The sequence below is a fragment of the candidate division KSB1 bacterium genome (genome assembly GCA_022562085.1).
In the GTDB taxonomy this organism is placed as follows: Bacteria; Zhuqueibacterota; Zhuqueibacteria; order Oceanimicrobiales; family Oceanimicrobiaceae; genus Oceanimicrobium.
Genome location: JADFPY010000093.1, coordinates 1 through 13,917 on the forward strand (window position 1 = coordinate 1; position 13,917 = coordinate 13,917).

General features: G+C 43.9%; 11 protein-coding genes. 5 read left to right on the forward strand and 6 right to left on the reverse strand.

Annotation, left to right across the window (positions count from 1 at the left end):
- The coding region (locus IH879_09895) for a pyridoxal-phosphate dependent enzyme (protein ID MCH7675248.1) at positions 1–406 on the forward strand (406 nt) is incomplete at its 5' end.
- 30 nt (positions 407–436) lie between these two features.
- On the opposite strand, the gene IH879_09900 is transcribed toward IH879_09895, so the two are convergent.
- Complete coding sequence (locus IH879_09900; protein MCH7675249.1) at positions 437–1,321, reverse strand: SAM-dependent chlorinase/fluorinase; 885 nt, start codon at positions 1,319–1,321, stop codon at positions 437–439.
- A gap of 224 nt (positions 1,322–1,545) precedes the next feature.
- On the opposite strand from IH879_09900, the gene IH879_09905 reads away from it, so the two are divergent.
- From IH879_09905 to IH879_09920, 4 genes are all read left to right on the forward strand, one after another.
- Positions 1,546–2,532: an isopenicillin N synthase family oxygenase gene (locus tag IH879_09905; protein ID MCH7675250.1), complete on the forward strand. Its 987-nt coding sequence runs from the start codon at positions 1,546–1,548 to the stop codon at positions 2,530–2,532.
- A 2-nt stretch (positions 2,533–2,534) separates the two neighbouring features.
- Positions 2,535–3,854 carry an amino acid permease gene (locus tag IH879_09910; protein ID MCH7675251.1) on the forward strand — a complete coding sequence of 440 codons (1,320 nt, stop codon included), beginning with the start codon at positions 2,535–2,537 and terminating at the stop codon, positions 3,852–3,854.
- A 164-nt stretch (positions 3,855–4,018) separates the two neighbouring features.
- Positions 4,019–5,296, forward strand: coding sequence for an ArgE/DapE family deacylase (locus IH879_09915; GenBank protein ID MCH7675252.1), 1,278 nt, complete (start codon positions 4,019–4,021; stop codon positions 5,294–5,296).
- Positions 5,297–5,443: 147 nt separating this feature from the next.
- On the forward strand, positions 5,444–6,319 hold the full coding sequence (locus IH879_09920; GenBank protein ID MCH7675253.1) for an amidinotransferase: 876 nt from the start codon (positions 5,444–5,446) through the stop codon (positions 6,317–6,319).
- Positions 6,320–6,327: 8 nt separating this feature from the next.
- Here IH879_09920 and IH879_09925 read toward each other — a convergent pair whose 3' ends face one another.
- The 5 genes from IH879_09925 to IH879_09945 form a co-directional block, all read right to left on the reverse strand.
- The gene (locus IH879_09925) at positions 6,328–6,834 is read right to left on the reverse strand and encodes a TlpA family protein disulfide reductase (protein ID MCH7675254.1); all 507 of its coding nucleotides are present in this window, start codon (positions 6,832–6,834) and stop codon (positions 6,328–6,330) included.
- Positions 6,835–6,852: 18 nt separating this feature from the next.
- Positions 6,853–8,583: a tetratricopeptide repeat protein gene (locus tag IH879_09930; protein MCH7675255.1), complete on the reverse strand. Its 1,731-nt coding sequence runs from the start codon at positions 8,581–8,583 to the stop codon at positions 6,853–6,855.
- A 204-nt stretch (positions 8,584–8,787) separates the two neighbouring features.
- Positions 8,788–11,586 carry a fused MFS/spermidine synthase gene (locus IH879_09935; protein MCH7675256.1) on the reverse strand — a complete coding sequence of 933 codons (2,799 nt, stop codon included), beginning with the start codon at positions 11,584–11,586 and terminating at the stop codon, positions 8,788–8,790.
- 1 nt (position 11,587) lies between these two features.
- Positions 11,588–13,108 (reverse strand): CRTAC1 family protein, encoded by a 1,521-nt coding sequence (locus tag IH879_09940; protein MCH7675257.1) that lies wholly within the window; start codon positions 13,106–13,108, stop codon positions 11,588–11,590.
- Positions 13,109–13,528: 420 nt separating this feature from the next.
- A partial coding sequence (locus IH879_09945) for an MBL fold metallo-hydrolase (protein MCH7675258.1) occupies positions 13,529–13,917 on the reverse strand: 389 nt, incomplete at its 5' end.

Sequence of the window (13,917 nt, forward strand, 5' to 3'; positions counted from 1 at the left end):
GGCAAAACATTTAAAGCCGGAAGTAAAAGTCTACGGGGTGCAGCCTTTTGGCGCCAATGCAATTTACCAATCTCTAAAAAAAGGCGAAATCGTTGAAGTAAAAATCGAAACTATTGCCGATGGCCTGGCAGTCTCAAAGCCGGATAAACAGGCGGTCAAGTTTGTTGGAGAATATGTTGATGAAATCATACTTGTGACGGAAGATGAGATCAAGCAAGCGATTTATTTGTTGTTGGAAAGGGCCAAATTACTCGTTGAACCGGCCGGAGCCACGGCAATGGCGGGAGTATTCTCTGGAAAACTGCCCGATCTAAAAAACAAAGAAACAGTAGCGGTGTTAACGGGAGGAAATATCAATTTAAATTTGTTGAAGGAGATTTTAGAAAGTAACAATATCAATCCGTAGGGGCGATTCGGCGAATCGCCCCTACAATCACTATTTTGATATTTCGATTCTGTCGCCGCTTTTCAAATTCAGCGCTTTTGAAAGATTACCCTGGTTTATCGCCACTTCAAAAACCTCTCCGCTGCCGAACAAACCTAAGTACCCGCCGGTGGCAACATCCCCGTAGGCCTTTACAAAATCAACGCTAAATTCACGGCTTCCAACTCTTACTTTTAAGGTGCCACCCAGTGACCAGCCCAATTCCTCGAATTGACTTTTTTGAATGTTGGATATTACGTTTCCATAATCATCGACCACTACAATTTTACCCACAACTTTGTCGTCGACGATCCTTGCCTTCTCGGAATCAAATCTGACATAATCGGTTAATTCCTTTCCAAGCTGCTCAATGGCAACTCCGCGAGACAAGTGACCTCCTGCAGGCCCGAAAATATCCCGGCCGTGAAATGTGCTGGACATCTTGTCCTTTTGCATGACATCGGGATTACTAATTTCAAAAATTGCCTCCAACCCAAACTTCTCGATAACCAATGAAAAAATTCCATTATCCGGTCCAATATAGAATTTGCCGTCGCTGGTTTTTACCGCGATTGGTTTTCGCTCGGTGCCAACACCCGGATCTACGACCACCACAAAAATAGTCCCGGCGGGATATTCGACCGCCGATTTCAAGAGGGTGTACGCCCCCTCTTCAACGTTAAATTTGGAAATGTAGTTGGAAATATAATCAATCCTGGCATTCGGATTTACTTTATAGATTGCTCCTTTAATCGCTCCGATATAAAAATCCTTCTCACCGAAGTCGGTCATAAGAATGATAAGCGGCTGCGGTTTAGAGCAGGAAAATAAAATCAAACCTGAGAGTAGCAGCAGAAGAATTAATTGAGTAAATAAATTTCTGACCTGGAATTTCAATTTCGCCACCTGCAATATTAGTTAACAGAACATTTTTCTTAGAGTCGCTTATTGGCGAGTCCTCATGGCAATGATAAACAAATTCGTCTATCAAAGCAAGTTAAATATCCATATCCCTTTGCTTTGAAAATACAACAAACGTATGATTAGCAAGCAATTCCTGTTGCCATAAATAGAAATTTTCTGTAAGTTTACACATATTAAAAAAAAACAAAAATTATCCTGTGACTCAAAATTACGCATTCCAGAAAATACCGGTTATCGATATTTCTTCTCTCGTTCAAGTTGACATCAACGAAGGGGAAAAAATGAAAGCCGCCTTGGAAATAAAAAATGCCTGCCGAAATGTGGGATTTTTTTATGTCAAGAATCACGGTATTTCAAAAGACCACATCAAAACTGTTTTTTCCGAAATCAAACGGTTTTTTGATTTACCGATCGAAGAAAAAATGAAAATTCATATTGGCAAATCAAATATTTTCCGTGGATACACGCCAATCGGAAAAGAGCTGACCAACGACAAAAGAGACTGGCATGAGTCGGTAGATTTTGGGCTTGACCTAGCAATCGATCACCCTGAAGTCTTAGCCGGAAAGCCATTACAAGGACCCAATCCATGGCCGGAAAATCTGCCTGATTTTAGAAAGATTCTGACAAAGCATTGGGATCTGATGCTGAACCTTGGCAGCAGAATTACAGAAGGGCTTGCCTTAAGTTTAAAGTTAGAACAGAATTACTTCCAGCAGTTTACAAGCAAGTCCCAAAGCTCGATGAGAATCCTGCACTACCCGCCCTACCAGATACATGAGCCTGCGAAAAATATTGGAGATGGCATTGGAGCGCATATTGATTATGGGTTTCTAACAATACTGGCACAGGATGCCATCGGCGGGCTCGAGGTTAGAAATGCGGCGAATGAGTGGATTCCGGCGCCGCACATTCCGGGTACATTCATTATTAATATGGGTCATATGACGCAGAGATGGACAAATGATTTTTATAAAGCCACTCTTCATCGAGTGAGATCAAAGCGAAACAAAAGCCGGTACTCATTGCCTTTCTTTTTCGAACCAAACTTTGACACTGTTGTCGCTCCATTGGAAAGCCTTTGCAGCCCTGAAAATCCGCCGGGCTATGAACCCTTTCATTTTGGGACTTATCTTATAGAAAAATTTACCCGCAGCTATGCTGAGAACATCATAGAAGATTAAACATGCCGTCGGAATCAGAAGAGACCAAAAAACGAGGATTAGGCTTATGGATGAGTACAGCCCTGGTTGTTGGAAATATGATTGGGTCGGGAATATTTCTCCTCCCTGCATCGCTTGCAGCATACGGTGGTATCAGCATCTTTGGCTGGCTATTTACAGCAACCGGAGCTATGTTGCTGGCGCTGGTTTATGCCCGTTTGAGTGGCATCATGCCGAAGACGGGTGGACCTTATGTCTACATCCAGGCCGGCTTCGGTGATTTCGCCGGATTTCTGGCGGCGTGGGGTTATTGGATATCAATCTTCGTTGGCAATGCCGCGATTGCTGTGGGCTTTGTTGGGTATTTTGCTTTCTTCTGGCCGGCGCTTGCATCCAACTCTTTATTGGCAGCCGCTGTGGCTTTAGGAAGCATTTGGCTGCTGACCTGGGTCAATGCGATGGGGGTGCGCACCGCCGGCTTCGTACAGCTCATTACTACCGTACTCAAGATTCTACCGCTGGTCGTCATCGGTACGCTTGGATTTCTGTTCTTTAAGATCGATAACTTCACACCTTTCAATGCGAGTGGGGGCTCCTCGTTCTCCGCTATTACTGCATCGGCGGCCTTGACCTTGTGGGCGTTCCTGGGTCTTGAATCTGCTACAATTCCCGCTGATGATGTAAAAGACCCAACGCACACAATTCCGCGGGCTACACTTCTGGGAACCTTGTTTTCTGCCATTATCTACATCCTGGGAACAGTTGCGGTCATGGGAATCATTCCGCCGACCTCACTGGCCAACTCTACGGCGCCCTTCGCGGACGCCGCGAATTCGATCTGGGGCTCGTGGGCTGGCTACGCCGTAGCGGCCGGGGCCGCTATCTCGAGTTTTGGTGCGCTTAATGGCTGGATTCTCTTGTCGGGGCAAATCCCTCTTGCGATAGCCCGGGATAAGCTTTTCCCGGAAAAATTTAGCCGGCTTTCAAAGAGAGGGACCCCGGTTTTTGGACTGGTGGTGTCAAGCGTGCTCGTTACCGCGATCATGGCAGTGAACTACACCAAAAACCTGGTGGAACAGTTCACTTTCATTATTCTGCTTTCAACCCTGACCGCTCTTTTCTTATATACTCTATCAACCATGTCAGAGTTAATGATCTCTATCAAAGAACGCGGGAAGCTCAGTGGAGGGAAGTTATTAAAAACGACTATCCTTTCGGTGTTAGCGTTTCTTTATACGCTCTGGGCAATAGCTGGTGCCGGTCAGGAAGTCGTCTATTGGGGGTTTTTGCTCATTATGTCCGGTGTACCGGTATATGTTTGGCTTAAATGGCGAAACGCATGAATGACGTTGGTGCAAAAGGGCATTATTTGAAATTCTAAGGACGTAGGATGCCTATCCTGCTACATAAGATATCCTGATTGATGATCCTAACGTCCTTAAGTAATCATAACTTCAGTATTTTCAATTTAGGAATATTTTGCAAACTACCTTATTGCACCTACGTCATGAATAGCATTTCACAAAAAATTTCTGCTTGCGTAGACTCATTAAGCGCTGAACTTTTCAGCTTTATTCAAACTTTAGTCCAAACCCCAAGTTTATCCGGTAAGGAACAAGAAATTCAGCAACTGATTGCCGCTAAGTTAAAAAATTTGAACCTGGAAGTCGATATTGTACCGTCCATTCTTGAGGAACTTAAGGATCACCCGGCATTTTGTGACGATGGCATCCCATTTAAAGACCGCATCAACGTGGTTGGACACTGGAAAGGCACATCCCAAGATAGTAAAGCAAATTCTCTGATTCTAAATGGTCATGTCGATGTTGTTTCAACGGGCAAAGAAGAATTATGGCACGACTCGCCCTGGAGCGGCAAAATTGAAAATGGCAAACTGTATGGTCGTGGCTCCTGCGATATGAAATCCGGGCTTGCTTCCGGAATTTTTGCCATCGCGGCATTGCAAAAACTGGGATTCCAGCCGGCAAAAGATGTCGTTGTTGAAAGTGTCATCGGTGAAGAAAGCGGCGGAATCGGTAGCTTAACTACGATTATTAAGGGATATTCTGCCGATGCAGTCATCATTTTAGAGCCAACTCAACTGAAATTGTGCCCGGTGCAAGCGGGAGCCCTCACGTTTCGGCTGAAAGTCGAGGGGCAGTCAATCCATGCCTGCATGAAAAAGTATGGCGTGAGCGCGATTGAAAAATTTTATCAAATTCTGCGAGCCATAGACGAACTGGAGAAGCAACGCCACAACGCTTTTAATCATTCTTTATATGAAGACCGCATGAATGTAGCCCCGATCAGTATCGGCACGATCAAAGGTGGAGATTGGCACTCTACCGTTCCTGAGGAAGTAACTGTTGAAGGCAGGTATGGCGTGATGCCCGGTGAATCTATCGACGCAGCAAAGCAGGTTTTCACCGCGAGCTTGCGCCAGGTTTGCAAGTCAGACCCCTGGCTCAAAGAGCATCCGCCAGAGCTGGAGTGGTTTGAAGGACAGTTTGAGTCGGGTTTTACGGACGTCAAAGAACCTATAATTGCAAGCCTTTCTAAATCTCATCATGAAGTCATGGGCGAAAAACCTAAACTGGAAGGTGTGACTTACGGCTCGGATTTGAGATTATTCACCCATCACGGCAAGATGCCAGCCGTCTTATACGGACCCGGAGATGTTCGAAACGCACACGCGGTAAATGAATACGTTTCTTTGGAGGAAGTGTTGAAATGTACTAAAGTTTTAGCTTTAACGATTTCTGAGTGGTCATTGGAAACGAAATGAGAATCAGACTCGTTCCAAAAACCGGTCATTCAGGATTTTAGTAACTCGATTAGCTTGACATTCAATTTTTTTTAAAAAACCCACTCTAAAAAGTAGAATCAAGTAAATTAAAATTCAGCGAATCCCATTAATTTAAAAGGTCAAACTATGAACTACGACTGCCAATCGATGGTCGCGCCCATAAAGCGGCTTTTGCTCAAACATCCCAAAGATGCTTTCATTAATCAACAAAAGGCTCAAGAACAATGGCGAGAGCTCAATTACCTGGGCTGTCCCGATTATGAAAAAGCCCTCGATGAATACGAACACTTCGTAGGCCTGTTAAAAGGTCACGTCGATACAATTCATTATTTGCCGCAAAATCGCGAAACTAGTCTCGATTCCATTTATGCTCATGACCCGGTTATTGTAACAAAACGGGGGGCGATTCTCTGCAATATGCGAAAAAAACAGCGCGAAACCGAACCGAATGCCATTCGAGAATTTTTGCACGAAATTGATGTTCCAGTTCTCGGCCGTATTTCCGGCGAAGGTCGGCTTGAAGGTGGCGACGTCGTTTGGATCGACGAACATACGCTAGCCATAGGACAAGGCTACCGCACCAATGCCGAAGGCATCCGGCAACTGCGGGAGCTGACAAAAGATTTTGTGGACGAATTGATTTCGGTGCCTTTGCTGCACTGGCAAGGCCCTGAAGCCGTGATGCATTTGATGTCTTTTATCAGTCCAATCGACCGCAATTTAGCAGCGGTATATTCGAGGTTGATGCCGGTGCCGTTTCGCGAGTGGCTTATCGCACGCGGCATAAAATTGCTCGAAGTTCCGGATTCGGAGTATGAAAGTATGGCTTGCAATATTCTGGCCGTGGCGCCCGGAAAATGTATCATGCTCTCTGGTAATCCGCAAACTAAAAAAATGCTGGAACATGAAGGGGTCGAGGTCTGGGAGTATGAGGGGAAAGAAATTTCTCTGAAAGGCGCCGGTGGACCCACCTGTCTTACCAGGCCAATTCTTCGTGAGTAGTTCAGGATTTAATTTCCTAACAAATCATCCAAAATAGCCTTCCCCTTTGCAAATTCCAGAGCCCCGTTCACAATCACAGGCTCGCTACTTTTGTTTTTTCCATAAAAAATATTTGTAGGGAAAAATCGCAACCCCATGGCATCGAAAACCTTACGGTCTTTGTCCAAGTAAACATCAAATTCCAGTCCCAGACTTTTGGCTAAGGCTCGGGCCTGCTCGATAGTTTTGACCGGATCAATGTTAATGGCGAGCAAAACGATTTCATTGCCATATTCGTGGTAAATTTTGTTTAAAACCGGGACTTCATACCGGCAAGCCTGGCATCCAGCTGACCAAAAGTTGACGAGGATTACATCTGAGCTGTGCTTGTCAATAAGACTTTGATAACTCGACAAACCATTAAGTTCACGTTTGGATTGGGTTGGTGCTTCTGAGTCAACAACGGGATTTTGATTGCCGCAGTTTGCCCAAAGAATTAATGATGCCATGGCAATAACAAATTGAGCTCTCTTCATTAGAAACCTCCCAATTTTTCAATTCAGCTTTTGATTTTTTCTAATCTTTAGTTTAGCGCGTTCTAGCAATTCTAGCGTTCCGACCTCCTGAGGATTTAACTCAAGGACTTTTTCAAATTGTTCAACAGCCGCCTTAAACTCATTTCGATTGAAATAAATCTCACCAAGTTTGCGATTCAAATCCGGGTTTTTTGGCTGAACCGGAATTAGGCGCTGCAATTTCTTTATCTCGTCTTCCTGCAAGCTTAACCGGTGAAAAGTTGCCATCTCCTTTTTACTTTCCTCCATGCGCTCCAATTTGAGCAGGGCCCGGGCTAAATTATAGTGGGCAGATAAATGATTCGGCTCAAGCCGGACTACCTGCTTAAACTGGTCAACCGCCTCTTCCTCTTTATTTATTTTCAAATAAGCTGAGCCCAATTGATAATGTACTTCAGCATCCTCCGGATCGAGCACCAAAGCCTTTTGAAAAGCAGAAATAGCCTGCTCAAAATCGTTGTTTCGTAAAAAAATGAGCCCTAAAAATAAGTAGGCTTTGGGTTGATTTTTGTTCAGAGCTAACGTCTTTTGTAAAAATGGAACGGCCACTTCATATTGAGTCAAATCGAAATGGGCGACGCCAAGCTTATAATAAGCCTCGGCGTTCGTTGAATCTGCCCGCAATACTTTTTTGTATTCCTGAATTGACTTTAAATGATCGTCCTGGCTCTTATAAATATTGCCCAGCTTCAGATGACTTTCAACTAAAGTGGAATCGTACTTAAGGGCAGCGAAATAGTAATTTTGGGCTACCTCAACTTTTCCGAGTTTTAGATAAGTGTCTGCTAAATTTTTATAAATTTCACCATTTCCTGGATTGTAGCGAATTGCCTTTTCAAAAGCGGCCGTGGCTTGATCGAGTCGGTCTAATCTTTGGTAACACAATCCCAGGTTGTTGTACCCCGGACCAAAATTTGGTGTCAGTTTTACAGTTGCCTGGTACTCTGGGATCGCCCCCTCATAATTTTCTCTATCAAAATAAACATTGGCCAGGTAAAAACGAGCCCGTGGATCCTCCGGAGTCAATTCTAATGATTTCTTAAGCGCTGATTCGGCCTGATCCAGCTGTTTAAGTTTTTGATAGGTCAGGCCCAAATTCCGATACGCCAAAGCATAGTTTGGATCGGCGGCAACAGCCTTATTGTAATTATGCAGGGCCTTTTTCAGCCTTTGAGTCAGCCGTAAAACCGTACCCTTATTATTGTAAGCACCGGCGTAGTTCTGATTATACCGTAGAGCCTCGTCGTATTGAGTCAATGCCTCAGAATAATTGCGCAATTTAAAGAACAGGTTTCCGAAGAAGTAGTGGGTTTCAGAATCATCCGGTTGAATTTGCAGGGCTCTATTGTAAGTTTTGAGTGCATCGCGAAACATATTTTTTTTATAATAAAGACCAGCCAAATATTTATGGCCGAGAAAATGCGAAGGATTCAATTTGATCACATTTTCATAAGCATCCATTGCATTAATGAGTTTATCCTGCTGTTCATGAATTCGCCCCAAATAAAAAATCGGCTCCGGATTGTCCGGTGAAAGCTTCGCGCAAAGTTTAAATTTCGTTAATGCTGCATCGAGTTTGTTTTGCTCAAAAAGCTCAAGCCCTTCCAGAAAATGATGCTTAAAATCTTCCTGGGAATTCGCCCAAATAACATTTGATGAGCGAAGAGCAAGTGTGAATATTAGCAATAAGTACTTTATTTCTTTTCGCATTTTTAAGTTTTTATGAATTAAAGTTGACCGAAAACATAATTTTTACTGTCTTTGCGAGCGTTTCTCAGCGAAGCAATCTCCTGATTAGGCCGGTGTAGGATTACTTCGACAAAAGCTTGTCCTGAGCAAGTCGAAGGAACGCCTCGCAAAGACGGCCACATCTAGAGATTTCGGTCAATCACTGATTAGTGCTGGACCGAACCACTAATTACTTTTAAGGTTCTCTTTTCGCAGCCCCTGATAAGCAATTGATTTATATTTATTAAATTGACTATCCGGTTGGCCCGGCAGTAGTTGGATCTTATTCAATCGAATCAACGCATTATCGAACTGACCTAACTGTAAAGAGTTTCGCACGGCCTCCATTCGCATTTTAATTTCCAGGTCCCGCCCGTTCCAGTCGGAAGAATTCAAGGTTAACGCTCTTCCCAAAGCTTGCAAAACAGCTTTTCTATCGCCTTGCCAACGACGCTTGAAAGCTTCTAATGTCCAGGCCCTGCCCTGGCGCGTCTGTTTAACCAGGTCAATCAAATTTTGCTTGTTCGGATGTGAAAGGATATTCTTAAGAGTGATTTCACTTTTCTGTCTAATTTCGTTGAAGGGTATCGTTCGGGCGCTGTGATTAAAAATATTTCGAGGGGCCGAATATTCTAAAAGTACATTGTCATCCGTATTTACAGGATATTCTCTCGTGAGAATTTGAACCTGTTTTTCATCAGCTAGATAATAACTTAGAAAAGTGGGGACATCGCTAATGAGCAGCCTGGACAAATCTTTTTGAACCGGTATCTCAGACAAAGATTTCGTAACCCGTTTATAATCGATGCTCTGGGGTTCCATGCTGCCGATGAATAGATAATCCACACCCGGGATAGATTCCCAAACGGAAACATATTCAAAAACACTTGCAAAAGTGGCTAAGACAGTGAGGAAATCTTGTTTGCTGATTCGATAGGCCGGAAGCCATTGGCAAATCAGGCCCCCCGGGTTTAATCGCTCACGACAGTTCTCCAAATGTTCCTGAGTAAAAAGCATAGCCATCCCCGCCATCCATGGATTGGAGGGCTCAGAGATGATCACGTCATATTTTGAAGAGGTTAAATCAACATGATTCCTGGCATCGGTTACAATAAGATTCAAGCGATTGTCTAAAAAAGGACGGTTATTTACTTCGTCAAAAAATCCGTAATCGCGAACCACCTCTACCACTTCAGGAGAGACTTCCACTAAATCAACCTTTTGGATGGAAGAATACGTGAGCACTGATCCAACAGTGACACCGCCGCCAAGTCCAATAACAAGGGCATCGACGGGATTGGGGTGTAGCATCATTGGAACATGGGCAAGCAACAGCTGGGTAGGCATATCCCCAAAGGTAGTTGCATCCGTCTTACCACCGATTTTCAAAAAACGAATACCGTTTTGCTCAATCACCGCTACCGTCGAGGTAAGTCCTTCTTTATAATATTTAACACCCTGTTCTTGCTTTTTTAATGTCTGCAATAACCGTCCCTTTGCAGCAATTTGTTCAAGACTCTTCTCGTGGCTTAACATATAAAGACCGCTTGAAAGAATCATTGGATCCCAGCTTTCTAAAGAACGACCCAGTCCAAAGCTTCCCCCGAGAGCGACAATAACCAGGGCACACGCTGCAACAAATCCACGAGATTTTCTTTGTGAAGCGCTTAAAAAAAACAATACAAATCCGGATAACAAAAATAAGATTGCCGCCAATAATAAGCTTCCTTGAATACCCAAACCTGGAATCAACACAAAGCCCACAAAAAACGAACCCAGGATAGCGCCAGCCGTATTCATAGCGTACACATCCCCTACCGCTCTTCCAGCCTGTTTGCGCGCCGTGTGATAAATTTTAGTCACAAGAGGAAAAGTGGCGCCCAGCAGCATGGTTGGTATCAATATTAAAATTGCAACGGCCAGGAATTCCAGAGTCAGAAGCAAATTAAACGATTCCGCGTATTTTAAAATCAGCTTGACAAAAAGCAAAGGCGACCACCCCAAAACCGGTAGAATAATCATGCAGGAGGTCCCGAGTCCCAATTGAACCAAGGCCAGAGTCTTAACCAAATCTCGACGGTTGTCCACTTTTCTTGCTCCAATAGAACTTCCAATAGCCAGGCCCAAAATAAAGGCAGCGACGATGATGCTAAATGCATAAATAGTGCTGCCAACTGCCAGTGAAAAAACTCTTGTCCAGGCAACTTGCGAAACCATGGCAGCAAATCCCGAGACACCAAATACGAGAACTGATGTAAAAACAGCTGCGGATGAAATCGAAATTGATTTATTTTGTGTCTTTTTAACCTTCCGCTTCTTAGGTCTTTTTTCCCTGACTTCCTCAAATAATATTTTGGTCTCACCTAATTTGCTGTCTAGCGCAAAAGCTGAAATTCCCAAAACCAGGTTGAGAGCTGCCGTGGAAAAAATCGTCCATTGAATGCCCAAAAAAGGAATCAACAAGAATCCGGCCCCCAGGGTCCCCATAACCGCCCCAAAAGCGTTGAAAGCATAAAGATTTCCGGTAGTAAAGCCAAGTGCGTCACGGCGATAGAGCAAAGCCTCGGTCAGAATCGGCAAGGTGGCTCCCATAAAGGTTGTCGGGATTAACAGAATTAGAAAACTTATTAAGAATCGAACCGTCGAAAGCAGATAGAAAGAAGTCCCCCACGTATTGTAGATGGTTGCATAAAGAGTTTCAGCGCCATTAAATAAAAAAGGCAGCAAAGCGCAGTATAGGCCAATAAAGATTTCAAAATATCCGTAAACGCGCAGAGGTCGGGTTATCCGTTTAGAAGCACGACCTGCTAAATAACTTCCTAAGGCCAGACCGCCCATAAATGAAGTCAGAACGGCTGAAAGACTGTAAACTGTATTACCAAAAATCAGACTTAATTCATGCGTCCAAATGACCTCATAAACAAGTCCGCAAGCGCCGGAAAAGAAAAATAAGAGCCAGACAATTTTTGTGTTTAAAGGTGTCAATTCAAAAACTATTTAATCTTTGCAATTGATAGCTGGCACCCTCTTTCAAAATGAGCAAATGATTAACCGGCAAATCTCGATAGGATTCAGTCAAACCGCTCGGCCAACGAATTTCAACCGAGTCTATTTTATTCAGTTTTTCAAGACCAAAGGTAAGCCTAAGGTCGTTTGCAGATAAATAGCTGCCCGCACTCCTGACTTCTTCGATTTGCACCAGAGAGCCTGAAACAACTTTTACTCTAGCACCGATGCCGTCGCGGTTGCTTTTAGTTCCGACGGTTTTTATTTTTAGCCAATTATTGTGATTCCCGCTATCGTTGCGAAATAGGTTGGCGGTCTGGTTGTTGTTTGAAATTAAAACATCGATATCACCGTCGTTGTCATAATCACCAAACGCTGCGCCCCGGCCTACTTTTGCGATTTGAAAGTCTCGGCCCAATTTATCGGAGACATCGGTAAAAAAACCTTGTCCGTTATTTCCGAAAAGTTGGTCTGGTTGGGCATAGGTGATATTATCTTTAAAAAGCTCAACATTATCCAAAACGTGTCCGTTGGTGACATAAATATCTAAATCGCCATCTAAATCAAAATCAAAAAAGTTTGTACCAAAACCGAGCGAAAGAAGACTGGAGATCCCTAATCCGGAAACATAAGTCATATCTCTGAAAAAGCCACTCCGCTGGTTCTGATAGAGCGTATTAGTCTCATTGCTAAAATTAGTAACAAAAATATCCAGGTAGCCATCGCCATCGTAATCTCCTAAATCCACACCCATGCCGGCCTCGCTAACTCCATCCTCGTTATAACCCACACCTGATTGCAACCCCATTTCGGAAAAGGTGCCATCACCATTATTGCGGAATAAAAAATTTGGCGTCTTGTCATTGGCAACATAGATATCCTGATCGCCGTCGTTGTCAATGTCGCCGCACACAACCCCCAGCCCTTTTCCGGAAGGATTGTAAATTCCCGCTTTCATAGTCACATCAGAAAAGGTGCCGTCACCATTATTTCGATAGAGGATATCCGCAACGCCATCATATGCATTTGGATGACAATAAGCGCGTATCCCCCTGGAACCCTGGCCGCACTTTATGTGGTTTTTAATCGTAAAGTTCACATAATTGACGACATATAAATCCAAATCTCCGTCGTTGTCATAATCTAAAAAAGCAGCGCTTGCACTCCAATTGTCATCGTCTACCCTCGCGGCTAAAGTAACGTCGGAAAAAGTGCCATCCCCGTTGTTACGATAAAGCACATTTGTGCCAAAATTGGTCAAGAAGATATCAACAAACCCATCGTTGTTGTAGTCGGCAACAGCACAGCCAATTCCGTAACCGGTATCACCAACTCCTGCCTGTTTAGTGACATCTGTGAATCTGCCGTCGCCCTGATTTTGATACAACATATTGGTGGGCGTTTCTTTTGCTGAATATCCGGGCAGCGGTGCGCCATTCACAAGATAGATATCCAGATCGCCATCGTTATCGTAATCGAAAAATGCACAACCGGAACCCATGGTTTCCACATAATAGCGCTCGCCTGCGCCGCCGTGAGTATGCTTGAAATTTACTCCTGCTTCCGCAGTTACATCTACCAATTGTGGAAAGTGTTTGTTGTTTAATTTCCCCTCGGCATGCATTCCCAACTGAAATTTGGCAACGAGGAGATGAGGGAAACTTGAAAACGAGGCAAAAATGGCAATGACTAAAAATAGCACGAAACTCATCCTTTAAACAACATTGTGCCTAGTGGAGCGTTTTCGAAATAACATTGCAATGGGTCGGTGTGATGTGTTTGGGTGTTAGAAGTGTTAGAGTGTTAATGACTTTTCTTCCTAAGTTATTTTATTTTAGATACTTGAATCCCTTAACACCTTTAACACCCAAACACCTGAACACTTCTTTCCTCAATGCTACGCTATTTACAGAACGTTCCATTAGTTACTGACATTGACGATAATCGAAAATCCCTCGAACATATATTCATGATTGCCATCTGTCACCTTGAATTCTATTGTACTATCTTGAATCGCTTTAAATCCCTCATGCATCCGACGGAGATAGACGCGGCCAACAAGCGGCTCATTGTGTGCGGGTAAAAGTTTATCAACTTCATCAAAAAACTGGCCCAGCATCGCGGCCGTTTGAGCATACGCGTCAAAATCCGATGCTGGAAGATGTGCGTATAAGCTCGCGGGATAAAACGTATCGCCGGTAAACAAGAGCCGGTGTTCTCGATCGAGAAGGCAAAGCGCATCAGGTGCATGGCCCGGTGTCATCACAACTTCTAATGTACGCTTTCCCAGTTCTATCTTCTCTCCGTGGC